We start from the raw sequence: 24766 nt of genomic DNA, 5'->3' as shown, positions 1-24766 counted from the left end.
CGGGTCGGATCGGCAACTCTTTTCCGGGACGCTTCCGACGCCACGTCAGAAGGCGTACCTGACCTGCAACCACGGGGCGAACCGGTCGATCAGGGAACGGAGTTCGCCCAACGCCTCGGCCTTCCGGCCCGCCCGGTATCGGACGTTCCAGCTGCCGTTCTCCGAGCGCTTGGGCTCCTGGAGCCCGGGCTGCCAGAGCACCTGCTCGGCCTTGGGGTGCCAGCCGAGGTTCACCTCGTGCAACCCCTGGTTGTGCGTCAGCATGATGATCTCGGCGGCGGCCTGCTGCTTCACCGCGGTCGGCAGCAGAGCGTCCATCCGCTCCAGCAGTTCGGCCCAGTCCGCCTGCCAGCCCGGTCTGATCACCACCGGCGAGAGGTTGAAGTGCACTTCGTACCCGGCGGCCCGGAAGTCCCCGGCGGCGGCCAGCCGGTCCGGCACGGACGCCGCGCGGACGTCCAGCAGCCGGGCGTCGGCCGGCGGCATCAGCGAGAACCGGATCCTGGTGCGCCCTCTCGGGTCCAGGTCGAGCAGGTCGCGGTTGACCCACTTGGTGGCGAAGGTGGCCTTGGCGTTCGGCCAGTTCCGGAAGGCCCGGATCAGGTCGGCGGTGTTGTCGCAGACCAGGGCGTCCACCGAGCAGTCGTTGTTCTCGCCGATGTCGTAGACCCAGGCGCGCGGGTCGCACTGGTTCGGCTGGTGCTTGCGGCCCTGCCGGGCGACGTGGCGGCCAAGGTAGCCGATGATCCGGTCGATGTTGGTGAAGACCGTGATCGGGTTGGCGTAGCCCTTGCGGCGCGGCACGTAGCAGTACGCGCAGGCGAGGGCGCAGCCGTTGGCGGAGCTCGGCGCGATCCAGTCGGCGGAGCGGCCGTTCGGGCGGGCGGCGAGCGACTTCTTCACGCCGAGCACCAGCACCTCGCTCTTGATCCTGGCCCAGCGCTCCACGTTGCCCTCGTTGCCGTGCAGCTCGGGGATGCCCCAGTGCGAGGCCACCTCGACGATCCGGGCGGCGGGGAAGCGCTCCACCACCTGGCGGCCACGCGGCGAGGCCAGCGCCTCGGGCTCGGCGTGGATCTCGCGGACGTCGAGCAGGCGGTGCGGGCGCTGGTCGGCAGGCACGGTGGTGGTCCTTCGGGTGGCGTTCCTGGGCGGAGGGATTCGGAGCCGGTCGCCCGTCGGATCGGTCCGGAACTTCCCGGCAAGGGGACCCATCCGATCGGACGGTGGCTCCGAAGCACAGGTGTCGATCCCGCACGACCGACGGGATGGCCCGTCGGCAGCTCTGGAGGTAACCGCATGCCCCACGTCGGCCCGCAGCTCGGCCGGGAGGTGGCCAGGTGAGCAGTGTCGTCCAGCTCTCCGGTCCCCAGCGGCGCGGCCCCGATCTCCGGGAGCTGGTCGCCAAGGCCGCCTTCGGTGACCAGGACGCGTTCGGCCGGCTCTACGACGCGGTCGCCGGGCCGGTCTTCGGACTGGTCCGAAGGGTGCTGCGGGATCCGGCGCAGTCCGAGGAGGTGACCCAGGAGGTGATGCTCGACCTCTGGCGGAACGCCGCCCGCTACCAGCCCGAGCGCGGCGAGGTGCTGCCCTGGGTGCTGACGATGGCCCACCGCCGGGCGGTGGACCGGGTGCGTTCCGTACAGGCCGCCAGCGACCGGGAGCAGAAGGTCGCCGCCCGCTCGCACACCCCGGTCTTCGACGAGGTGGCCGAGCAGGTCGAGGGCCGGCTGGAGCGCGAGCAGGTCCGACGCTGCCTCAGGTCGCTGACCGAACTCCAGCGGGAGTCGGTCACCCTGGCGTACTACCGGGGGTACAGCTACCCCGAGGTGGCGGAGCTGCTCGCACTGCCGCTGGGTACCGTGAAGACCCGGATGCGGGACGGCCTCATCCGCCTGCGTGACTGCCTGGGGGTGGGCACATGACCATCGCGCCCGATCTGCACACGTTCACCGGCGCGTACGCCGCGCACGCACTGGACGAGCGCGAACGCGCCGAGTTCGAACGGCATCTGGCGGCCTGCCCGTCCTGCGCGCAGGAGGTCGCCGAGTTCGCCGCCACGCTGGCCCGGCTGGGCGCGGCCGAAGCGGTGGCGCCGCCGCCGGCGCTGAGGCAGCGGGTGCTGGCCCAGCTCCCCACGGTCCGTCAGCATCCGCCGCACGCCGCCCCGGGAGCGGACGCCGGACGCCGCCCCGGCCGGTTCGGGCGGGTGCTGCCCCGACTGGCCCTGGCCGCCTCGCTGGCCGCCGCCGTCCTGCTCGGCGGGGTCGCCGTGCAGCAGCACGACCGGGCCGAGCAGGCCAGGACCCAGGCGACCCGGCTCCAGGAGCGGCAGGCCGGCTTCGAGTCACTGCTCACCGCTCCGGACGCCCGTACCAGCACCGCTGCCGCCGGCTCCGGCGTGGGCACCGTGGTCTGGTCGCAGAGCCGGGGGCAGGCCGCCTTCCTGGCCGCCGGGATGCCGGCGCTGCCGGCCGGGAGCACCTACGAGCTCTGGTTCGACGACGCGGGCACCATGCGGCCGGCCGGGCTGATGCCGACCACCGACGGTGCGCTGCTGCTGGACGGCGCGATCGGCGGGGCCGGCGGGGTCGGCGTGACGGTCGAGCCGGCCGGCGGGTCGAGCCGGCCGAGCGGGGCGCCCGTGCTGCTGCTGCCGTTCACCTGACAGCCGTCCGGCCGCTCCCCGTTCGGAGCAATCCGCTCCGCCCCGGGCTCCGAAGTACTGATGAACACCAGTACTTCGGAGCCTCGGAGGGCCCCAGTGACCGACACCGGAACCACCTCGACCAACACCGCTCACCGGTCCGGCCCCGGCGGCCGCCGGGTGGCGGTGATCGGGGCCGGGGTGGCCGGCCTGACCGCGGCGTACGAGCTGCGCCGGGCCGGCGCCGAGGTGGAGCTGTTCGAGGCGGACGCCCGGCTCGGCGGGCACGCGCACACCCAGCGGGCCACCGCCCGCGACGGACGCGAACTCGCCCTGGACACCGGCTTCCTGGTGCACAACGAACGCACCTACCCGGAGCTGACCCGGCTGTTCCGCGAGCTCGGCGTGCAGACCGGGGACAGCGAGATGAGCATGTCCGTCCGCTGCGAGGGCTGCGGCCTGGAGTACGCCGGGGCACGCGGACCCGCCGGTCTGCTGGCCCGGCCGAACTCCGTCCTGCACGGCCGTTACCTGCGGATGCTGGCCGAGGTCCCGCGCTTCCACCGGCGGGCCCGGCGGCTGCTCGCCGACCCGGACGCGGGCGAACCCTCGCTGCGCCGGTTCCTGGCCGACGGGAACTTCTCGGCGTACTTCGTCAGCCACTTCATGACCCCGGTGGTGGCCGCCGTCTGGTCCTGCGCTCCGGACCTGGCGGGCGACTATCCCGCGCGCTATCTGTTCGCCTTCCTGGACAACCACGGCATGCTCGGCGTCACCGGCTCCCCCACCTGGCGGACGGTGGTCGGCGGTTCGCAGACCTACGTCCGCCGGATCGCGGACCGGCTCCCCACCGTGCACCGGTCGGCACCGGTCCGCGCGGTGCACCGGCACCCGGACGGAGTCACCGTCACCACCGAGGACGGGCGCCGCCACCCGGCCGACGCGGTGGTGGTGGCCACCCACGGCGACCAGGCCCTGCGGCTGCTGGCCGACCCGACGCCCGCCGAGACCGAGGTGCTGGGCGCCTTCCGGTACTCCCGCAACCCCACCGTGCTGCACCGGGACGCCTCCCGGCTGCCGCAGGCCGCCTGGGCCCGGGGCTCCTGGAACTACCTGATGGCCGACTGCCACGGCGCCGCCGACCAGGTCCAGGTCAGCTACCACCTGAACCGGCTGCTCGGCCTGGACACCGCCGAGGACTACCTGGTCACCCTCAACGACGACCGGTACCGCCCGGTGGCCGCCGAGCACGTGATCTCCCGGACGGTGTACGAGCACCCCGTCTACACCGCCGCCACCGTCGCCGCCCAGCGCCGGCTGCCCGAACTCTCGGTCGGCCGCACGGCGTTCGCCGGGGCGTACCACGGCTGGGGCTTCCACGAGGACGGCTGCCGCTCCGGCGTCCGGGCCGCCCGCAACGTGCTGGGGGTGCCGGTGTGACCACCGCTCTGCCGGGCCCCTGGGGCGCGGCACTGTACGAGAGCCGGATCACCCATGTCCGGCGCACCCCGCTGCGGCACGCCTTCGCCCACCGGACCTGCCTCTGGCTGGTCGACCTGGACCGGCTGCCGCCGGTGCCGGCCGTGCTCCGCCCGCTGGCGCGGTTCCGCGCCGCCGACCACCCCGGCGCTCCCGGGCTGAGCCTGCGTCAGAACCTCGACCGGTACCTGGCCGGGGAGGGCGTCCGGCTCGGCGCGGGCCGGGTCCTGATGCTCACCCAGGCCCGTTCGCTGGGCCACGTCTTCAACCCGCTCACGGTCTACTGGTGCCGGGACGCCGAGGGCCGGCCGCTCTGCACCGTGGCCGAGGTGCACAACACCTACGGCGGGCAGCACCGTTACCTGCTGCGGCCGGGTCAGGCCGGGACGGCGAAGGAGTTCTACGTCTCACCGTTCTTCCCGGTCGACGGGGACTACCGGATGCGGCTGCCCGAGCCGGCCGACCGGTTGGACCTGACCATCCATCTCGACCGGCCCGGCGGCCGGGCGTTCACCGCCACGGTGCGCGGCCGACGGCGCCCGGCGACCGCGCGGTCGCTGCTCTCGGCCGTCCTGCGCCACCCGTTCATGACCTTCGCCGTCAGCCTGCACATCCGCTACCAGGGCATCCGGCTGCTGCTGCGCGGCCTGCCCGTCCACCGCAGAGAGGTACCGCCGTCGTGACTTCCGTGGCCGACCCGACCACCGCACCCTTCCGGGGCGTCGACCCCGCCCGCTGGCCGGACGTGGCCCGGGTGCCGGTCGCGCCCCTGCGGGCCGCCGTCGCCGCCAAGCTGCTCGCCCGGCTCTCCCGCCGGTTCGGCGTCCGGGTCGAACTCCCGGGCGGGCAGCTGTTGGTGGCCGCTCCGGCCAACGCTCCGGTGCTGCGCCTGCACCGGCCGCAGGACTTCCTGCGGCGGATCGGCGCAGGCGGCCTGATCGGCTTCGGCGAGTCCTACCAGGCGGGCGACTGGGACTCCCCCGACCTGGTCGCGCTGCTGACGGCGCTGGCCGTCGACCCGGCCGCCTGGGTGCCGCCGGGCACCGCCTGGCTGCGCAGGCTGTACGTCCAGCGGCCGCCGGCCACCGAGCGCGGCGGCGCCCAGCACACCCGGCGCAACATCCAGCGCCACTACGACCTCTCCAACGAGCTGTTCGCGCTCTTCCTCGACCGGACCATGAGCTACTCGTCCGCGCTGTTCCCGACCGATCTGGCGAGCGGCGCCCCGCTGGCCGACTGGGCCGCACTGCCCGGCGCCCAGCACCGCAAGATCGACCGGCTGCTCGACCTGGCCCGGGTCGGCCCCGGCCGGACGGTGCTGGAGATCGGCACCGGCTGGGGCGAGTTGGCCCTGCGGGCGGCCCGGCGGGGCGCCCGGGTGGTCAGTCTCACCCTCTCCGCCGAGCAGCTCGACCTGGCCCGCCGCCGGATCGCCGAGGCGGGCCTGGCCGACCGGGCCGAGGTCAGGCTCTGCGACTACCGGTCCGCGGAGGGCAGTTACGACGCCGTGGTCAGCGTCGAGATGATCGAGGCGGTCGGCCGGGCGTACTGGCCCGCGTACTTCGCCACCCTGGACCGGGTGCTCGCGCCCGGCGGCCGGGTCGCGTTGCAGTCGATCACCATGCCGCACCGGCGGATGCTGGCCACCACCGACACCTACACCTGGATCCTCAAGTACATCTTCCCCGGTGGCCAGATCCCCTCCACCGAGGGCCTCGCCCAGGCCGCCGCCCGCCACTCCGGCCTGCGGCTGACGGCGGACCGGGGCTACGGCGGGCACTACGCCGAGACCCTGCGGCTCTGGCGGGAACGTTTCACCACCCGCACCGAGGAGGTGACGGCCCTCGGCTTCGATCCGGTCTTCCAGCGGATGTGGGAGCTCTACCTCGCCTACTCCGAGGCCGGGTTCCGTACCGGCTACCTGGACGTGCGCCAGCTGCTGCTGACCCGGGAGGGCGGCCGGTGAACCCGTTCCTGCCGAACCTGCTCGCCACCGCCGGCGCGGCGCTGGCGGTGATGCTGGCCGCCTTCGCGATCGGGGTCCGGACGGGCCGGCACCGGGGTGTGGACGTCGCCTGGGGCCTGGCCTTCGTCGCGGTCGCCCTCACCGGGTACGGGCTCTCGGCCGGCCACGGGGACGACGGGCGGCGGCTGTTGGCGACCGCCTTGGTGACGGCCTGGGGCCTGCGGCTGTCCGGTCACATCGGCTGGCGCTCCCGGGGCGCCCCGGAGGACCCGAGGTACGCCCGGATGCTGGCCCGTAAGCCGGGCCCCTGGTACGCCCTGCGCAAGGTCTACCTGCTCCAGGCCGGCCTCCTGTGGTTCGTCTCGCTGCCGGTCCAGGTCGCCCAGTACCTGCCGGACCGGCTCGGCCCGCTCGCCGTCGCGGCCGTCGCACTCTGGACCCTCGGGTTGGTCTTCGAGACCGTCGGCGACCGGCAGTTGGCCGTGTTCAGGGCGGACCCCGCCAACCGGGGGCGGTTGATGACCGAGGGCCTGTGGTCCTGGACCAGGCACCCGAACTACTTCGGCGACGCCTGCGTCTGGTGGGGCCTCTTCCTGCTGGTGGCCGACCGGCCGCTCGGCTGGGCGACCGTGCTGAGCCCGCTGCTGATGAACTGGTTGCTCGCGTACGGCAGCGGCAAGCCGATGGCCGAACGCGGCAGCGCGGGCAAGCCGGGCTGGGCCGAGTACGCCGCCCGCACCAGTGGCTTCTTCCCCCGTCCGCCGCACCGGAGTTGACGCACCGGAGGCCCGGCCGTCGGCGAGGTGCCGACGGCCGGGCCTCCGTTCGTGCGGGTGGGGATCAGGCGATCGAGAAGTCGTCACCGTAGACGCTGCCCTGGCCGTACCAGCCGTGCAGGTAGACCGTGACGGTGCCCGAGGCGCCGGTGGTGAACGGGACGGTGAGCTTGGTCCAGCTGCTGGAACCCGGGGTCCAGGTGCTGGCCGTCGCGCCGCCGCTGACGCCGAGGTAGGAGTAGTTGCCCTGGACCCAACCGGACAGCGTGTAGCTGGTGTTGGGGGCCAGCGTGACGGTCTGGCCGCACTGGCCGGTCTGCGAGGCGGTCGCGGCCGCCAGCAGGGCGTGGGTACCGCCGTGGGCCGGGGTGCTCACCACCGCGCCGCCGGTCTGGCAGGTCCACGGGGCCAGGCTGCCGGTCTCCAGGCCGCCGTTGACCAGCCCGGTCGGGTTACCGGTGCCGGTCACGGTCAGGGTGTAGGTGGCGGTGTGGCTGCCCGAGGCACCGGTGGCCTTCACCGTCAGCGGGTAGCTACCGGGCACGGTGGCCGCCGTGGTCGAGACCGACAGCGTCGCACCCGAACCGGCGTTCACCGTACCGGGGTTGACCGAAGCCGTGACCCCCGCCGGAGCACCCGTCACGGTCAACGCCAAGCTCTGCGCCGAACCCGAGGTGACCGCCGTCGAGAGCGCCGCGGTGGCGGCCGAACCCGCCACCACCGAACCGGCCGCCGGGCTGACGGCGAGCGAGAAGTCGTTGCCCGGCTGGGTGCCGGTCACGGTCAGGGTGAAGGTGGTGGTGTGGCTGCCCGAGGCACCGGTGGCCTTCACCGTCAGCGGGTAGCTACCGGGCACGGTGGCCGCCGTCGTGGAGACCGACAGCGTCGCACCCGAACCGGCGTTCACCGTACCGGGGTTGACCGAGGCCGAGACCCCCGCCGGAGCACCCGTCACCGTCAACGCCAGACTCTGCGCCGAACCCGAGGTCACGGCGGTCGAGATGGCGGCGGTGGTGGCGGAGCCCGCCACCACCGAACCGGCCGTCGGGGCGGCGGTCACCGAGAAGTCGTTCACCGGGGTGGTGGTCCCGCTGGTGTACGGCGCGAAGATCCGGCTGAAGTCCCAGGTGCCCTGGCTGATGCCGGAGCAGCTGTCGGAGCCCGCCGTGCCGACGCAGCCGCCGTTGTCACGCTGGAGCGCCCAGAACGAGAGCGTGTTGACGCCCTTGGAGAGCGCCCAGTTGTAGACCGTGGTGGCGTTCGCCACGGTGAAGGTCTCGGCCGGACCGAAGTCGTCGATGCCGATCATCTCGATGATGCCGATCGAGCCCCAGAGCTGCGCCGGGGTCCGGGTCGGGTAGAGCTGGGCCAGCTGGTTGTACAGGCCGGTGGTGGCGGTCTGGGTGTCGGTCGCCATGTTGTGCGCGGCGTTGTCGTAGTAGTCGAACGTCATCTGGTTCACGACGTCGATCCGCGCGTTGTTGGCGATCGCGTTCCGCAGGACGTTCAGCCCGTTGTCGGCCAGGCCCTGGGTGGTGGTCGGCAGCGTGTACGAGAACTGGATCGACCGGCCGTTGGCCGCCGCCCAGTCCTGGACCAGCTTGATCGCCTTGTTCCGGCGGTCGATGCCACCGCTGTTGGTCAGCGAGTTGTCCTCGATGTCCAGGTCGATCCGGCTGATCTCGTAGGTCGTGATGACCTTCTCGAAGGCCGCCGCGATCTGGTTCACGTCGGTGCAGCTGTCCGCGAGTTCGGTGCCGGTGTTGTCCGCCGTGTAGCCGCCGAACGAGGGGATGACGTCCCCGCCGTTGGCGCGGATGGTGGCGATGTCGGCGCCGAAGGTCGCCGAGGAGACCGGCATCGACGCGTCGCCGTTCCACAGCGGCGTGCAGGAGCCCTTCGAGGCGGTCTGCAGGAAGGCCAGGGTCAGGTTCTTGGCACCGGACTGCGCGGCCAGCGCGGCCGGGCTGGCACCGGTCCAGGCCTCGAAGTACGGGGCGAAGATCCGGGTCGGCAGCGGGGTCGCGGCCTGGGCGGTGGCGGTGCCCACCGTCATCAGGCCGGCCGACGCGGCCAGCGTCGCAAAGGCGGCCACAACGGCCTGGGCAGGTCTACGTAGGCGCATGGGTTCTCCAACAGACGGGTGGACGTTGGTGGTTGGTACCACGTGTGCAGCCTCGGCCGAGGCCGTGGCGAAACGCCCGCGCCAGGGGTACCGGGGCGGGAACGGCGGTGCGGGGAGCACGGTCGCCGTACGGGTCGGGGGTGGTCGGGAGTTGGGCAGGGCAAGCCCCGCCGGCCGGATTCACACCCCCACAGCGCATCCCGGTCGGATGGACAACGCTTATCGTTGGACTAGACCACCTGTCTGTCAAGAGTCCTAATAGTTCGTCACCAAAGCCTTTACCGACCCTTGGCCGGCCCACTACCTTCGGACAGCGGAAGGCCGACGGACCGTCAGGGACGGTCCGTCGGCCACGACTCCGGGGTCAGCGTCGGCGGCTCACCAGGCGGGACGCCAGGCCGAGCAGCAGCAGGCCCACCGAGCCGAGCGCCCAAGGGCGTTGGTCACTGCCGGTGTCCGGCAGCGGACGGGGCGGACGCGGCGGCCGGGGCGGCGGGGTGCTGCCGAACTGGTTGGTGGCGGTGATCCGCCCCTCGGCGGAGCCGGCCAGCAGCAGGGCGTGCGCCGGGTCACCGTGGTCGACGGTGCTCGAATCGGCGCCACCGCTGTCCGGTTCGGTCAGCCAGCACTCGGCGCCCTGCGGCAGCGGCTCCGGCAGGTCGTCCACCGGTCGGGCCTGTCCGGGCCGGAGCAGGTACCGCCGACGGTCCACCAGCAGGATCGGGTCGGCCCCGGGGGCGGTGACCAGCCGGCAGCTCAGCTCGACCGCGAACTCCCGGTCCGCGACGGCCCCCGCACCGGGCCCGGTGGTCTGCTTGAGCAGGGCGAGCGCCGCCGGCCGGTACTCGTTGGTGGCCGTCACGGTCAGGTCGACGGCCCCGGCGGTGACCTCGGCGGCGTGCTGCTCGTCCGGGTGCGAGATGGTCACCGCACTTGCCCCGCTCGCGAGTTCACCGGCCCAGCAGCGGGTGCCGGTGAGCAGCAGCTCGGGCAGCACGACCGGGGCGGAGGCCCGTACGGGCACCGTACGGTTGAGCACGTCGCGGCCGTCGCGGCGGCAGATCACGTGCAGCTCGAAGACGGCCTCCTTGAGGTAACCGGCCTGGGCGAGCGGGCCGGTGAGGACCTTGGCCAGGGTCAGGCGCCCGGCCTGGAAGACGTTGACCAGCTCGGCGGTGGCCAGGTCGGTCGCCCCCTCCTTGATCACGACGTTCCGGACCGGCTCCGCAGGCGTGTCGGCGCCGCCGTTCCCGGTCTCGGTCACCTCGCAGACCGCGCCCACCGGCAGGCCGTCCAGTTGCCCGGAGAGCCGGTCGGGGCCGGTGAGTTCGAGCTCCCGGACCACCACGTCGGCCCGGCCGTCGAAGCTACAGGCGATCTTGAACCGGAAGGGCCCCGGGGCGAGCCCGCCGCCCGCGCCGGTGACCTTCTTGGTCACCACCAGTGAGCCGACCGCGAACTCGTTGGTGATGATGATGGTGGCGGCGGTTCCGTTCGGCGCCGGCGCCGGGGCGGGCACGCTGTCGGTGTCCGGCGCGGGCTCGGTGTCGACCCGGTCGGAGCGGATGAGTTCGTAGCGGACCCGGGTGGCCCCGCCCTGGTCGGTCTCCCGGGCCCGGCACCGGCTGCCCTGCGGCAGGTCGGTGACGGCCTGCGAGCCGTCACCGGTGAAGATCAGCTCCTGCGGGAAGCCCGGCAGCACGGCCCCGTTGAAGGTGCAGTTCACGGTGACCTTGAACGGCCCCTGGCCGAAGCTCGCGGCACCCTCCCCGGTCACCCGCTTGGCGATCACCAGGTCCCGGCGCGGGTACTGGTTGACGATCTGCCCCTCCTGCCACACCGTGGCGCCGGCGGCCGGCCTGACCGTGACCACGATCGCGTTGGCCTCGCCCTGCTGGGCGCTCTGCGCGCCCGCCGACTCGGTCTCCCAGAACCGGCAGACCGCCCCGGCCGGGACACCGCCGAGCTCGAACGGCCGGTCCCCGCTGAACGCGGCCCCGCCGGACCGGACTTCGACGTTCTCACCGGCGGCCGTGGTGAGCAGGCAGGAGTAGGCCAGCCGGAACGGGCCGATCTTGACGCCGTCCGGCGGGTCGAGCACCTTCTTCAGAATCCGGACGTTGCCGAAGACCAGGCCGATCCCCGCCTTGGGCGGTTCGGTCACCGGCAGCACCGTGGTGGTGCCGCCGACGGTGACGGTCTCGGTGTGCGCGAAGGAGTTCCACGCCACCGAGGCGTAGCCGGGCACGGTCAGGTCGGCCGGGGCCTGGAACGGCAGGGTGAAGAAGACCGCGGCTCCGGGTGCCATCCCGTCGGGGAAGGTGACGTCCCCCTCGAACGCGGTGGCCCGGTCCCGTCCGCTCCCCCAGGAGGCCGCCGCGCACGCCCGGTTGGGGGTGGCCACCTTGCGCCCGCACGGGTTGCCGGTGGTGGTGTAGGTGATGTTCGCGGTGCCGGCTCCGGTGTAGCCGACCGGGCCGCTCAGGGTCGGGATGGTGTCCCACTGGGTGCCCCGGGGCTCGTCACCGAGCAGGACGCCGGTGTCCTTGGGAGCCGGGAAGACGTCCAGCAGTTGCAGCGACTTGGCGGGCTCGGTGCCGACGTTCTCGATCCGGATCAGGAAGGAGAAGTTCTGCCCGGGCCGGGTCAGTGCGGTGCACGGGTAGCGGGTGAAAACCGTCCCGCTGACGGTCAGTTCGGGGCAGCGCGGGTCCCCGGCCGGGATCGGCGTCCCGGTGTTGGCGTCCTGGTAGCCGAGCGAGGGATCTCCGGTGACCCACTTCGCCGCGTCGAACGAGACCCCGGAGCGCGAGGTGACCTGGGCGGAGGAGGTGCAGAAGGTCCCGGTGCCGTAGCGCGGGTCGTCGACCGCGGTGCCGAGCCGGGGCGAGTCCGGATCGCAGTTCACCTTGGGCACGGTGTCCGAACCGGCGCCGAACACGTTGGTGATGGTGGTGCCCGCCGCGACGCCGCCGTTCAGCTTGACCTGATAGCCGACGACGACCTCACTGCCCGGGTAGAACGTCCACCCCGTGAACCGCCAGACCAGTTTGACGATCCGTCCGTCCGCGTCCCGGACCGGCTCGAACCGGACCCCGGTCGGCTCGGAGCCGCCGGGCGGCAGCGTGTAGCGCAGGGTGTACGGGCGGCCCTGGTCACCCTGGAAGGTGTCGTCGAAGCGCAGCCCGGCCGGGATCTCGTCGACCACCACCAGGTCGGGCACCGGCGCGGTGCCGGTGTTCCTGACGTGCAGGTTGAACGGCGCGACCGAGCCGGGGCTGAGCACGGTGGAGGCCGGTTCCTTCTCCACCCGGATCAGGTTGGTGCCCTCGCTGACGCTCAGCGAGGCGGTGCTGTCGGGGATCGGGAAAGTGCCGCCCGGTGACTGGAGGGTGCTCTCCCCCGCCGCGGTCGCGGTGTTCTCCAACAGGTCGGGGATCGGGGTGGCCGGGGCGGAGCGCAGTCCGCTGCGCGGCTGGACCACCAGGCAGACGCTGCTGCCGGGGCAGTCGCCCCAGGTCGGCGGCGCGGTGGCGGGCAGGATGCCGTACCCGCCGGTGGAGGAGGTGAAGGTGACCCGCAGGCCCTGGATCGCGGCCGGGTCCACCCCGGCCGGGAAGCCGGGCGTGGTGCTGCCGGTGGGCGTGCCGTCGACGAACACCGGTGGCGCACTGGCGCAACCGGTGGTGCAGACGTCGACCTGGACCCGGTCCGCCCCGTTCGGGAAGGTCACCCCGGCGATCCGGGTCACCGTGACGGCGTCGAAGAAGTCCTGGTCCACGTCGGTGACGAGCAGTCTCTTCAGGCCCACGTTCCCGGTGTTGAGGGTGGTCAGCCGGACGGTGACGTCCTGGGCGGCCACCCCGGTGGTCGGGCGCAGCACGGTGGCCGGCGAGAGCGTCTTCTGCAGCGAGGCGGCCGCCTTGGCGGGCTTGACCGCGACGTCCGGCGAGCAGCTCGGGCTGCCGCCCGAGGCACCGTCGAGGGTGACGATGGCGCAGTTCTTCAGCGTGCCCGAGGTGATGCCGGGGCGGAGCCGGACGGTGACGGTGGCCCGGATGAAGCCCGACGGCGGGACGCCGTCCGGTTCGGTCAGCCGGACGCCCTTGGAGCGGGCCAGCAGGGCGGTGTCCGGCGGGACGTAGGCCACCCAGGCTTTCACCGTGGGGTCGTAGAGCTGGAGCTCCGGGTGCAGGGTGCTGGGGCTGGCGTCGCTGCCGACCGCGACGATCTCCAACTGGTCGAACGGGTTGCCCGCGGCGGTCGGGTCGGCCGGGTCGGTGATCTGCACGTTGGGCTGGGTGATGTTGCCGTAGTTGGTGTACCCGAGGCTGAAGTCGAGGTTCTGGCCAGGCGGGATCTCGGTCCAGGAGGAGGACTTGAAGCCGTTCCCGGACGGGTCGCGCTCCTGCACCTTGAGGTCGGCGCAGGCGGTCACGGCGGCGGAGCCGGAGCCGTTGGCGGGGTTGGTGGCGGCACCGTCGGCGCAGTCCCGAACGCCGTCCTTGGTGTCCTCGGCGGTGACCTTGGCGTTCAGGGTGCCGTGCACGCTCAACTTGCCGGTGGCGCCCGGCCGGATGGTTCCTGCTCCGCCCTGCTCGCCCCGGTAGGTGACCGAGATCCGCTTCGGCGGGCTGCCCGCCGGGCAGCCCGTGGTGGCGAGCACCTGACTGGCGGGCGGGTTGGCCAGGTTGACCGGGGCCGGGGTGCTGCCGTCCCGGCAGACCACGGTCAGCACGGCGCTGGTGGCCCCGGCCGGGAACTCGGCCTTCAGCTTGTCCGCGTCGAACTTGTCGAACTCGGCGGCCGCGGAGTCGGAGGGCTCGGTGATGGTCAGGGTGGAGACCGCGAACGGGGAGCTGTTGGTGCCGGCCAACTGGGCGGTGACGCCGGAGTTCTCGCCGCGCACGGCGGTGCCGTTCTGGGTGAAGTCGCCCCGGTTGTCGGGGAAGAAGCTCTTGTTCAGGTCCACCGTGGCGACGTTGGGCAGGATGTCGTGGTCCGCGCACGCGGGCACGCCGATGATGGTGAACCGGCTGCCGGCGTCCTTGACGGCCGAGTCGGCGCAGTTGGCCACCGTCTTGCGGGTGGCCGGGTTGATCGGGGCGCCGCTGGTGCGCTCGGTACGGCGCAGCTTCACCTGCATCGGCACGGTGCCGCCGGTGGCGTCGTACGGCAGGGTGCTGCCGGTGGAGTTGGTGAACTCGAAGCGCACACCGGTGACCTGACCGGCCGTCACCCCGGCGGGCAGGGTCAGGTCGGGGCCCGGGGTGGCGGTGCCGCGCACCCACTCGCTCTCCGCGCACCGGCTGCCGGGCGGCTTGGTGCACACCAGGACGGTGACCCGGTCCGCCCCGGTCGGCATCCGGGTGACCGGGCCGAGCGAGACCAGGTCGAAGTTCTCGTACACGGCGGCGCTGTCGTCCTGCACGTCCAGCCGGCTCACCCCGTCCACGCTGGCCGAGGTGTTGGCGGCGCCGAGGGTGACGGTGGAGACGCCGTCGCTCTGGGCCACGTCGGAGCCCGGCTGCCAGGACTTGGCGGCCTTGGCGTCCAGGAGCTTCGCGACGGTGACGGTCTGGGTGACACTGCCGATCACCTGGCTGGCGTTGTCGGCGGAGGCCGTCGCGGTGTTGGTGACCGAGTCGCCGTCCTCCAGCGGCCCGGTGGCCGGGACCCGCATGCCGATCGAGACGTCCGCCGTGGTCCCGGCGGGCAGGCCGACGGAGCCGGCCGGGTTGGGCGGGGCGGCGAGCGGGCTGAGGAAGTCGATCCGCAGCTTGCGGGTGGCCGGGTCGTAGCTGACCTGCTGGGTCGGGGTGGAGGGCGGCAGCGCGGTCAGGTCGAACTCGGCCGGCAGCACGTCCTCGATGTGGGCGTTGACGCACGAGACGCTGAGCGAGGAGCAGGACAGGGTGAGCTTGTACGAGAAGGCCGACCCCGGCACCAGCGGGTCGGGCGCCCCTTCCACCCCTTTGCTCAGCGTCATCACCGGGCCGGCCGCCACCGCCGGTGGAACCCCGAGCAGGGTGGCCGCCAGCGCCAGCACCGCCGTGACGGCCACCGCTCCCGGCATCCGGTAGCGCCCCGCACCGATGAGAGAGCCCACAGTCACTCCGTACCTCGACCGACCCTGACAGTCCGTCACACTAAGTACAGATATGATCACCGCGTGCGAGGCGCTCCCGGATGCCGCCCTGACGGCGCAACGGCCGGACTCAGCGGACCGCCGCCACCAGCGAGTCACTCACCGAGCGCCAGGCCACCCCCGCCTCGCGGAAGCCCGCCTCCCGGAGCCGGGCGGTATGCCAGGCGGCCGGGTACACGTCCCCGTCCTTGTGGTCGCGGTAGACGGCGGAGCGGGCCGCCACCGACTCGGCGAGCAGCGGGTCGGCGGCCGCGGCGGCCCACCACCCCTGCCAGTCGAGCACCCCCTCGGCCGACTCGCGCTCACGGCGGCCCTGCTGGAACTCCTCGTCGGCGGCGCGCAGCAGCGGGATGTCCGGCTCGGGGGTGTGGTCCGCGTTCAGGAACAGGCCGCCCGGGCGGACCAGCCCGGCGAGGTCGCCGTAGAGCCGGAGCAGATCGTCGGTGCCCAGCCAGTGCAGCGCGGTGGCGGTCAGCACGGCGTCGTACCGGCCTTCGGGGAGCGCGGCCGCCCACTGCGGGTCGCGCAGGTCGGCGGTGACCAGGGTGAGCCGCCGCTCCCCCGCGAAGTGGCCGCGCGCGATGGTGAGCAGCGCCGGGTCGAGATCCACCCCGACGCTCACCGCCCCGGGGATCCGGGCGAACAGCCGCTCGCTGATGCTGCCCGTACCGCAGGCCAGGTCCAGCACCCGGGGCGCCGGCCCGGCCACCGCCTCGACCAGGTCGAGCATCACCCGGAACCGTTCCTCACGGTCGGCCAGGTACCACTCCTGCTGGCGGTCCCAGCTGCGCTGCCAGGCGTTCCATTCGTTCATGCCCACTCCCTCGGTAATGCTCTCAATGGCCTTCCGTCTATTACTCAGCTTAGGGAGCGGTCGGTAACCGGCACAAGTACGTCGAGAGCATTACTTTCGGCCGAGGTTTGGCCGCCCGCTCCGCACTCCGTAGAGTTCCTGGGTGACCAGGCAGGGCGGCAGAGGAAGCAGTGCGGTAATGGCGGGCGAGACCCAAGGCACCGAAGAGCAGATCGAGTACGGCCCGGGCATCGACCCCGAGCGGCTGGAGCTCTGCCTCAGCGTGCTCGCCGAACTGGACCGGCTGGACGTCGACCACCCGGACGCGATCACCGTCCGGCAGGCCGTCGGCGGGGTGTTCCGCACCCTCAAGCAGCGCCGCCGCCAGGAGACCCGGGCCCGGAAGACCGCGCACGACCGCGCCGTGACGGCCGCCACCGCGACCGGTGCGCCGGGCCGGATCGACGACGAGACGGCCGGCGCCTTCGGCCTCACCACCGTCACCACGACCGAGATCGCCGGGATACTGGAGCGCCCGCGCTCCTGCTACACCTGCAAGCAGCGCTACAGCGAGGTGGACGCGTTCTACCACCAGCTCTGCCCGTCCTGCGCGAAGGACAACCGGGCCCGCCGGGACGCCCACGCCGACCTGACGGGCCGTCGGGCGCTGCTCACCGGCGGCCGGGCCAAGATCGGGATGTACATCGCGCTGCGGCTGCTGCGGGACGGCGCGCACACCACGATCACCACCCGCTTCCCCAACGACGCGATCCGCCGCTTCAAGGCGATGCCGGACAGCGCCGACTGGCTGCACCGGCTGAAGATCGTCGGCATCGACCTGCGCGACCCGGCCCAGGTGGTCGCGCTCGCCGACGAGGTGGCCGCCGACGGGCCGCTGGACATCCTGATCAACAACGCCGCGCAGACCGTGCGCCGCTCCCCCGCCGCCTACCGCGAGCTGGTGCTGGCCGAGAACGCCCCGCTGCCCGCCGGTGAGCTGCCCAGCGCCACCGTGATCGGCAGCTTCGGCAGCGGCAGCGTGGACCGCCCCGCACTGCCCGGCCAGGGCGGCCACCGTGAGCTGATCAGCGCCGAGGACGTCACCGCGCTGGCCCTGGTCAGCGGCTCCGCCTCGGTGGAGCGGATCGCCGCCGGCACCGCGATCGACGCCGGCGGCCTGGTGCCCGACCTGCACGACTCCAACAGCTGGGTGCAGACCGTCAGCGAGGTCGACCCGATCGAGCTGCTGGAGGTCCAACTCTGCAACTCCACCGCCCCGTTCATCCTGGTCAGCAAGCTCCGCCCGGCGATGGCGGCGTCCCGGGCACGGCGCAAGTACGTGGTGAACGTCTCCGCCATGGAGGGCCAGTTCAGCCGCGGCTACAAGGGCGCCGGCCACCCGCACACCAACATGGCCAAGGCCGCGCTCAACATGCTCACCCGGACCAGCGCCAAGGAGATGCTGGAGACCGACGGCATCCTGATGACCGCCGTGGACACCGGCTGGATCACCGACGAGCGCCCGCACCCGGACAAGATGCGACTGGCCGAGGAGGGCTTCCACGCCCCGCTCGACCTGGTCGACGGCGCCGCCCGGGTCTACGACCCGATCGTCCGCGGCGAGCTGGGCGAGGACCTGTACGGTTGCTTCCTCAAGGACTACGCCCCTTCCCCCTGGTAGGAGTTGACCGCCGTGGCGCCACTGCTGGGAGCGGGCGTGATCGTGCCGAGCACCGACGGCCGGGTGCTGATCGGCCGGCGGATCACGCCCGGCGAGCCACCCACCTGGAGCCTGCCCGGCGGCAAGGTGGACCACCCGGGCGAGTCCTTCGAGCAGGCCGCCGCCCGGGAGTTGGCCGAGGAGACCGGCATCGTGCTGCCGGCCGAGCGGATGCGGGTGCTCGCCGTCCTGCTGGACCACGGGCTCGGCCACGCCCGGCTGACCGCCGCCGTGCTGGCCCCGCCGTGCGACCTGCCCGCGCTGGTCACCGAGCCGCACGCCTGCGCGGGCTGGGAGCGGGTGCCGGTGGACGCGCTGCCGGAGCCGATGTTCTACCCGTCGGCCCAGGTACTGGCCAGCTGGCTGCCCGACTACCAGGCCCCGCCCGGCACTTGGCGCTACCGCACGTCCTGACTCCCGGCCTGCTCAGCCGACCGCCGTCGAGAGCTCGGTCAGCAGCGCCCCGCCCGCGCTGTCCACCGAACGCTGGGTGCTGCTGAGCACCGCCACCCCGGTGCCGCGCTCCGGGTCGAAGCCGACGAAGGACGCGAAGCCGCCGGTGGCGCCGTTGTGCCAGAGCTGGAGGTGTCCGCCCTGCCGCGGGTGCAGCCGCTGGCCCATCCAGCCCAGGTGGATCCAGGAGAACGGGTTCAGCCGGTGCTCCGGGGTCCGGCTGAGCGCGATCGCCGCCGCCAACGGGCTCTGCTCCGGCTCCAGTTGGGCCCGGAGGAAGTCGACCAGGTCGCCCGCCGTGCCCCGCAGCCCGCCCGCGCCCGCGAGGGCGGCGAGGTTCCAGCCCGGCACCGGGCGGCCTCCGCCGTTGTGCCCCTGGGCCAGCCGGCTCGGGTCGGCCGGGGTGACGGCGGTGTCGGCCAGGCCCAGCGGACCGGTGATCCGGCCGGCGATCAGCCCCTCGTAGTCGGTGCCCGCCCGCCGGGCCAGCGCCAGGCCGAGCAGCCCCGCACCGAGGTTGGAGTAGCGGAACCGGCTGCCCGGCACCGCGCCCGGCCTGGTCCGCCGCAGGGTGCCGAGCAGCACCGGCTCGGTGAGCCGGGCGTACGGATCGGGGCGGCCCGGGCTGAACAGGGCCGGGAGCAGCATGCCGTGCGGCAGCCGGGGCAGCCCCGAGGTGTGCTGGGCGAGCTGACGCAGGGTCACCGGTATGCCGTTGCGCTGCAGCCCGGCAGCCTCCGGGAGCAGCTCGGCCAGCGGCTGGTCCAGCTCGACCAGGCCCTCGGTGACCAGCGCGGCCAGTGCCAGCGAGGTGAACACCTTGCTGACCGAGCCGAGTTCGAAGACGGTGTCGACCGTCGCCACCCCGGCCGCCCGGAGCTCCGCGGCACCGTCGGCCAGTGCGGCCACCACCACCCCGGCCCGGCCCTCGGCCAGTTGGTCCGCCGTCCGCTGCACTGCCCCACCCAGATCCACCATGCGGACCAGGCTAGTGCCGTGCACCGGCTCCGGCACACGGCCCGGCCGGCGCCGGTCCGGCTGTCAGTGCCGGCCGGGAAACTGGTCGGTATGGATGACGAACTGCTCCGGGGCCGGGTCTACGGCAGCGACCACGAGGACGCCGGGCCCCGCCCCGGCCGGGTCTACCGGGAGCTGGTGGCCGGGCCGCTGGACGGCCTGCTGCTCGACGTCACCGGCTGGAGCGCCGAGCAACTCGCGGTGGGCGCCGCACTGCCGACCGAGATCGGCGCCTACGGCACCGGCGGCCGGGCCCGCTACCGCCCCCGCCCCGGCGACCCGCGCCGCTGGGACTGGGGCGGCGACACCCGCTGACCGGCCCGCGGCATGACGGTGCCGCGGCTCGTCCCCCTCGACGAGCCGCGGCACGTATCAATGGATCACAGGCGCTGCCAGAGGGCCGGGACGATCGGCGGCTCCCAGCCGGTCTGGGCCGTGTGACCCTGGATGCAGCGGTAGCTGACGCCGTTGTAGGTCACGACGTCACCCGCCTTGTACGTGGTGCCGGCCGCCCAGGTCCCGGTGCCGGGGCCGCTGCCGACCACCAGCGAGTAGGTGGTGGCGTGGGTGGCCGAGCCGGTGCCGGTCAACGTGATGCTGTAGGTACCGGCGGCGGTGGAGGCCCCCACCTGGAAGGTCGCCGTCGAGGACGAACCGGCCTGCACCGAGGACGGGTTGAAGGTGACCGTGACACCGGCCGGCACACCGGAGGCGGTCAGGTTGACCGTCTGCGCGCTGCCCGAGGTGACCGCGGTGGACACCGTCGTGCTGACCGAGTTGCCCGGGGTGGCGTTACCGGTGGTCGGGTTCGCCGCGATGGAGAAGTCGTTGGTCGGCGTGGTGGTGCCACCGACCGAGGTCTTCCACAGCGTGTAGGCGACACCGTCGGCGCTGCGGTTCAGCACGGTGGCGTTGATGTTGCTCGTGGTGTCGCAGGACTGGTGGTAGCAGGAGTCGTACGCCCGGTTGGCCGTGCCGCCCCACTTGGCGGCCTGGTTGGCGGACTTGACGGCGCTGGCGCCCGCCGCGTAGCCGGAGGTGGGGACGCCGGCCTGCTGGAACGAGTAGTCGTCAGACCGGCCCTGGCCCTCGACGTTCTCCTCGGGCTGGAGGCTCAGCGAGTCCCAGTACGCCTTCATCGGCGCCGAGGTCGCGGAGTTGAGGTTGTTGATGAAGTAGCCCGCGTTGGTCGAGCCGACCATGTCGAAGTTGTAGTAGCCCTTGATCGCGCTGCGCTGCGCGGAGCTCAACTGGCCGACGTAGTGGGCGGAACCCTGCAGGCCCTGCTCCTCACCGGTCCACCAGGCGAACCGGACGTGCCGGGTCAGGGTCGGGTTGGCCTGGGCGAGCGCCAGCGCGTTCTCCAGCAGCACCGCCGAGCCCGAGCCGTTGTCGTTGATACCGGGGCCGGCCGCCACGCTGTCCAGGTGGGCACCGAACATGGTCACCTGGTCGGCGGGGCCGCCCGGCCAGTCCGCGATCAGGTTGTTGGAGACGTAGCTGCAGGAGGTGCAGCTCTGCTCGGAGACGGTGTAACCGGCCGCCTGGAGCTTGGCCTTGAGGTAGGCGACGGACTGCGAGTGCCCGGCGCTGCCGGCCCGGCGGTTGCCGCCGTTCTGCGAGGCGATGGTGTTCAGCTGGGCCAGGTCGGCCTGCACCAGGGCAACGTCGATGTCCGGCGGGTTGCCGCCGGGGTTGCCGCCACCGCCCACCGTCAGGGTGTACTGCGCGGTGTGGCTGACCGCACTGGTACCGGTCACCGTGATGACGTAGCTGCCGGCCACCGCCGTGGCGGCGGCCGTGAAGGTCGCCGTCGAGGACGAACCGGCCTGCACCGACGAGGGGTTGAAGGACACCGTGACACCGGCCGGCGCACCGGAGGCGGTCAGGTTGACCGTCTGCGCGCCGCCCGAGACCACCGAGGTGTTGACCGTCGCGTTGGTGGAGGCGCCGGGCTGGACCGAACCTGAGGTCTGACCGAGGGTCAGCCCGAAGTCGGGGTTGCCGGACGGGATGCAGGTCGGGTCACCGGCCTGGGCCGGCACGCTGACCGCGTCCCAGGCCGCCTTCGCCTTGGTGAAGTAGCCGCAGCTGGGGTCGAGGCTCTTGGCCGCGGTCAGGGTCGCGGTCCGGTACTTCTTGTAGGTCATCCCGCTGGTCTTCAGCAGCATGCCGCCGTAGAAGATCTTCCCGGCGTTCTGGATGCCCAGCCCGGTCACCGAACTGCTGTTGCAGGTCGGGCTGGTGGGCTTGCCACCGCCCGGGTTGGAGCCCTCCGCCAGCAGGTAGAACCAGTGGTTCAGCGGGCCGGCCGCCGCGTGCTCCTCGGTGTTCGGGATCGAGGCCGAGTAGCAGTTCGGGTTGCCGCTGACCTGCGAGGGGTTGTACATCACCCGGATCGGGCCGTTGCCGACCAGGTTGATCATCTCGCCGACGGTGTAGTCGGGGGCGTCGTACGGGGCGCTCTCGTTGGCGTACGCCTCGGTCAGCGCGCCCATGATGTCGCCGGTCGCCTCACCGAGACCGGACTCGTTGCTCGCGGCCCCGCCGGGGGTGTACTGGTCGATGCCGTGGCCGAACTCGTGGCCCACCACGTCGATCGCGGCGATCCACTCGTTGGCGTTGTTGTGGCCGATGGATATCGAGGAGCCGTCCCAGTAGGCGTTGACGTCGTTCAGGCCGACCTTGACCGGCCAGCTGCCGCCGTTGCCGTTGTGCCCGTTGCGACCGAGCCAGTCGCGGAGCATGTCCCACTCCTTCTGCGCCGCGAACATCACGTCGGCGCAGCCGGTCTCCTTGCTGGTCGCGTTCCCGGTGCCCCAGCTGTCGCTGGACTTGGAGAACACCGAGCCGCTGGAGTAGTCGGCACAGCTCAGCCCGGGCCTGCCGGGGTCGCGCAGCGAGTAGGTACTGCCCGAGGCAGTGGTGTTGATCGTCTGGGTGCCGTTCCACTTGCTGTTGATGGTGCCGGCCCGGACGTCGTCGTAGCTGTCCAGCACCGCGCCCGAGCGGGCGTCCACGAACACGTGCAGGGTGCTGGGCGCGGCGGCGGTCCGGCCGGTCAGCACGGTCTCCCAGGCCAGCGTGGAGCGGCCGTCCTTCACCCGGACCACCAGGCGGCTGGACTGCACCCCGTCCACGGTGGGGAGTTGGGCCCGCGAGGTCTGCTCGGCGGTCGCGGCGGTGACCTTCGGCGTGGTCGACAGCGCACCGACCGCGGCGGCGGACGCCGACTGCGTGCTGTGCACCCGGCCCTGCCCGTCGGCGAGCACCACCGCGTCACCGCCGACCACCGGCAGGCCGCGGTAACTGCGCTCGTACGCCACGGAGTAGAGGCCACCGAGCCACGGGGTCACCGCGTGCCGCTCGAAGCTCTCGCCCGGGCCCTTGGCCAGGGCGTCCAGACCCGCCGCGGCCGCCTGGTCGGCGGCGGAGACGGCGACGGCCAGCGCACTCGGCGGTGCGACGGTCGGGGCCGGGGTCGGCGCGGCCTGCGCGGCCGTGGTGGCGGCGAGCAGGCCGGCCAGGACGGTCAGGGTGGTACCTGCCGTCAGGATTTTTCGTCTCATTGCGAGGCTCCTCGGACGTGGGGGTCCTCGAACGCGGACGGCATGCCGACGGCACGCTCCACAGGCCGCAGCGGGGGGCGGATGAGCGGGTGTCAGCGTTCGGGTGCCGGAACCCTCACACGCCGTCATGGCACCGTCAACGGCTCCCACCGGCCCTCCGTGCAGTTGGCAAGTTCTGTCAAGCTGCGGCTTTCCCAAAGAGGTTGAGACCACGTCATGTACGGAGGGGGTGCTCGTCCAGTACCGTCCAGGTACGCGGAGGGATCGCGACGGACTCGCGAAGGACTCGGGGAGGCTGACCGTGCACCGGACCGACACCGGCGCCACCCTGGTCGAGGACGCCCCGCCGACCGCCCCGCCGACCCTGTCGGCGGACACCACGACGGACGCCCCGGCGGCCGACTCCTGGCGGACCTTCGGCGCCCGGCTGCGGCACTGGCGGCGGCGGGCCGGGCTCACCCAGGCCCAGCTCGCCACCGAGATCGGCTACGACCACACGGCGGTCAGCCGGCTCGAGCACGGCACCCGCAGGCCCACCCCCCGGGTCGCCGACCAGCTCGACCAACTCCTCGGCGCGGCAGGGGATCTGAGTGCCACCTGCCACCGGGCCGAGCAGGGCGAACAGGCCGGGCCGCCCGTCCCGGCCGGGCTCACCCGGCCGCCGCTGCCCGGCATCACCGCCGACCTGCCACCGCTCCCGCTCCCCCTGCTGGTCAGCCGCCCACCGGCCCGGCTGCCCGACTACGGGATGCTCTGCCCGCTGCACGGCGCGGTCGGCTGTGCGGTGCCCTCAGCCCCCGATCTCGCCGCGCTGCACCTGGCGTTCTGTACCGCCGACCCGCTGACCGCACCACCGTTGGACGCCGACACCGCGCACGCGCTGGCCGGCCTGCTCGCCGCCCACCTGCGCGCCGGTGAGGCACACGGCCACCCCGACACCGCCACCGCCGTCGAGCGCACCCTGCGGGCCGTGCTGGCCCGGCTGCCCGGCACCCCGGCCGGCCGACGGCGTCCGCTGGTCCGGCTGGCCGCCGAGTACGCCCACGCGGCGGGCGTGCTGCGGATGCAGCAGGGCCGCAACGCCACCGCGATGACCTGCTTCGACCGCGCCCTCAGCTGGTCCGAACTGGCCGACGACCCCGCCACCCAGGTGGCCGCGCTCAGCGACATGGGCAACCTGGCCCGGCTGGACGGCGACCCCGGCTCCGCGCTCGGCTACGCCCGGGAGATCAGCCGGGTGGCCCCCGGGCGGCACTGGGCCGCCGCGATGTCCCAGGTCAGCCAGGCCCGCGCGCACGCGCTGACCGGCGACGTCCGGCAGACCGTCCGGCACGTCGGCCGGGCCCGGCTGCACCTGGACCACATCGGCGTCCGGGACGAGTCCGACGCGCCCTGGCTCTCGATCGCCTCGATGCAGCTACGGGTGGAGGCCGGCGCCGCCGCCGCCCTGCGCGACGTCGCGGCCGCCGTCGACGACCCCCGGCTGGCGCTGCGCGCGGTGAGCGCCGCCCGGACCGCGCTGCGCCTGCTCGGGCCGCACCAACTGCCGTCCTCCCGACTGCTGTTCACCGTCCGGATCGCCGACTGCCTGGTCTGCGCCCACGACCCGGACAGCGCCATCTCACTGCTCGGCCCAGCCCTGGAGAGCGCCACCCCCGGGCTGCCCGCACTGGTCGCCCACGAGCTGCGCGGGCTGCGCGACCGGCTGGCCACCCAGCCCGGCCGACGTCCCGAACTGGCCGAGACCACCCGACGGTTGACCGAACTCGCGCGCTGAGCGCACCCGGTCAGCCGACGGCGGGTTCGGCCATCCCGGACTGGGCCGTCGTCATCGCCTGCCGGACGGAGGTCATGCAGGGGCCGCAGAAGCTCTCCGCCAGCACCTGGTCGTTGCCGGAGGCCGACGGCGCCCCCAGCATCCGCCCGCACAGCGACTTCGCGCTGTCGTCCTTGGTGACGACGTGCCACAGCAGCGAGGGCTGCTCGACGGCCGGGTCGTGTTCGGCCCACATCTGGTACATGGTGGCTCCCGGATCGACGGGGACTCGGTCACTCTCCATGCAACTGCCGATA

At 73.0% G+C, this 24766-nt stretch carries 17 protein-coding genes and 1 pseudogene; 10 read left to right on the top strand and 8 right to left on the bottom strand.

The features are described from left to right. Nucleotides 1-45 precede the first annotated feature (45 nt). Nucleotides 46-1215: a spore photoproduct lyase family protein gene (locus tag OHV05_RS30525; RefSeq protein ID WP_405020533.1), complete on the bottom strand. Its 1170-nt coding sequence runs from the start codon at nt 1213-1215 to the stop codon at nt 46-48. 125 nt (nt 1216-1340) lie between these two features. Here OHV05_RS30525 and OHV05_RS30520 point away from each other — a divergent pair, with 125 nt between their 5' ends. From OHV05_RS30520 to OHV05_RS30495, 6 genes are all read left to right on the top strand, one after another. Further along, nucleotides 1341-1925 (top strand): sigma-70 family RNA polymerase sigma factor, encoded by a 585-nt coding sequence (locus OHV05_RS30520; protein WP_403031287.1) that lies wholly within the window; start codon nt 1341-1343, stop codon nt 1923-1925. Then, nucleotides 1922-2668: an anti-sigma factor domain-containing protein gene (locus OHV05_RS30515; RefSeq protein WP_405020532.1), complete on the top strand. Its 747-nt coding sequence runs from the start codon at nt 1922-1924 to the stop codon at nt 2666-2668. The genes OHV05_RS30520 and OHV05_RS30515 overlap by 4 nt, the downstream gene beginning before the upstream one ends. Nucleotides 2669-2764: 96 nt before the next feature. Next, the gene (locus tag OHV05_RS30510; RefSeq protein ID WP_405020531.1) at nt 2765-4087 is read left to right on the top strand and encodes an NAD(P)/FAD-dependent oxidoreductase; all 1323 of its coding nucleotides are present in this window, start codon (nt 2765-2767) and stop codon (nt 4085-4087) included. After that, entirely contained in the window at nt 4084-4809 is a 726-nt protein-coding gene (locus OHV05_RS30505) for a DUF1365 domain-containing protein (RefSeq protein ID WP_405020530.1), read from the top strand. Before OHV05_RS30510 ends, OHV05_RS30505 begins: the two co-directional genes overlap by 4 nt. After that, nucleotides 4806-6092, top strand: coding sequence for a class I SAM-dependent methyltransferase (locus OHV05_RS30500; RefSeq protein WP_405020529.1), 1287 nt, complete (start codon nt 4806-4808; stop codon nt 6090-6092). The genes OHV05_RS30505 and OHV05_RS30500 overlap by 4 nt, the downstream gene beginning before the upstream one ends. A 50-nt stretch (nt 6093-6142) precedes the next feature. Further along, nucleotides 6143-6868, top strand: coding sequence for a DUF1295 domain-containing protein (locus OHV05_RS30495; RefSeq protein ID WP_405021582.1), 726 nt, complete (start codon nt 6143-6145; stop codon nt 6866-6868). A gap of 64 nt (nt 6869-6932) precedes the next feature. Here OHV05_RS30495 and OHV05_RS30490 read toward each other — a convergent pair whose 3' ends face one another. From OHV05_RS30490 to OHV05_RS30475, 4 genes and pseudogenes are all read right to left on the bottom strand, one after another. Then, complete coding sequence (locus tag OHV05_RS30490; protein ID WP_405021581.1) at nt 6933-7337, bottom strand: carbohydrate binding domain-containing protein; 405 nt, start codon at nt 7335-7337, stop codon at nt 6933-6935. A 240-nt stretch (nt 7338-7577) separates the two neighbouring features. After that, nucleotides 7578-8993: pseudogene (locus OHV05_RS30485) on the bottom strand (chitinase); the annotation flags it as partial. Nucleotides 8994-9357: 364 nt separating this feature from the next. Next, complete coding sequence (locus OHV05_RS30480) at nt 9358-15102, bottom strand: DUF5979 domain-containing protein (protein WP_405020528.1); 5745 nt, start codon at nt 15100-15102, stop codon at nt 9358-9360. Between the two features lie 109 nt (nt 15103-15211). Next, entirely contained in the window at nt 15212-15955 is a 744-nt protein-coding gene (locus OHV05_RS30475) for a class I SAM-dependent methyltransferase (protein WP_405020527.1), read from the bottom strand. Nucleotides 15956-16133: 178 nt separating this feature from the next. Here OHV05_RS30475 and OHV05_RS30470 point away from each other — a divergent pair, with 178 nt between their 5' ends. Together OHV05_RS30470 and OHV05_RS30465 are read left to right on the top strand one after the other, a co-directional pair. Then, on the top strand, nt 16134-17615 hold the full coding sequence (locus OHV05_RS30470) for an SDR family NAD(P)-dependent oxidoreductase (RefSeq protein ID WP_405020526.1): 1482 nt from the start codon (nt 16134-16136) through the stop codon (nt 17613-17615). Nucleotides 17616-17627: 12 nt separating this feature from the next. Continuing rightward, entirely contained in the window at nt 17628-18068 is a 441-nt protein-coding gene (locus OHV05_RS30465; protein ID WP_403031309.1) for an NUDIX hydrolase, read from the top strand. A 12-nt stretch (nt 18069-18080) separates the two neighbouring features. Here OHV05_RS30465 and OHV05_RS30460 read toward each other — a convergent pair whose 3' ends face one another. Next, nucleotides 18081-19085 (bottom strand): serine hydrolase domain-containing protein, encoded by a 1005-nt coding sequence (locus tag OHV05_RS30460; protein WP_405020525.1) that lies wholly within the window; start codon nt 19083-19085, stop codon nt 18081-18083. 90 nt (nt 19086-19175) lie between these two features. Between OHV05_RS30460 and OHV05_RS30455 the strand changes: the two genes are divergently transcribed. Then, nucleotides 19176-19439 carry a hypothetical protein gene (locus tag OHV05_RS30455; RefSeq protein ID WP_405020524.1) on the top strand — a complete coding sequence of 88 codons (264 nt, stop codon included), beginning with the start codon at nt 19176-19178 and terminating at the stop codon, nt 19437-19439. Nucleotides 19440-19504: 65 nt separating this feature from the next. Here OHV05_RS30455 and OHV05_RS30450 read toward each other — a convergent pair whose 3' ends face one another. Next, entirely contained in the window at nt 19505-22693 is a 3189-nt protein-coding gene (locus OHV05_RS30450) for a M28 family peptidase (protein WP_405020523.1), read from the bottom strand. Between the two features lie 301 nt (nt 22694-22994). On the opposite strand from OHV05_RS30450, the gene OHV05_RS30445 reads away from it, so the two are divergent. Beyond that, nucleotides 22995-24470: a helix-turn-helix domain-containing protein gene (locus OHV05_RS30445; protein ID WP_405020522.1), complete on the top strand. Its 1476-nt coding sequence runs from the start codon at nt 22995-22997 to the stop codon at nt 24468-24470. Between the two features lie 10 nt (nt 24471-24480). Here the strand turns inward: OHV05_RS30445 and OHV05_RS30440 are convergent, their stop codons facing one another. Then, nucleotides 24481-24753 carry a hypothetical protein gene (locus tag OHV05_RS30440; RefSeq protein WP_405020521.1) on the bottom strand — a complete coding sequence of 91 codons (273 nt, stop codon included), beginning with the start codon at nt 24751-24753 and terminating at the stop codon, nt 24481-24483. Nucleotides 24754-24766 lie beyond the last annotated feature (13 nt).

Source organism: Kitasatospora sp. NBC_00070 (genome assembly GCF_045041205.1).
GTDB lineage: Bacteria > Actinomycetota > Actinomycetes > Streptomycetales > Streptomycetaceae > Kitasatospora.
This window is presented reverse-complemented; position numbering and strand designations above follow the sequence as displayed.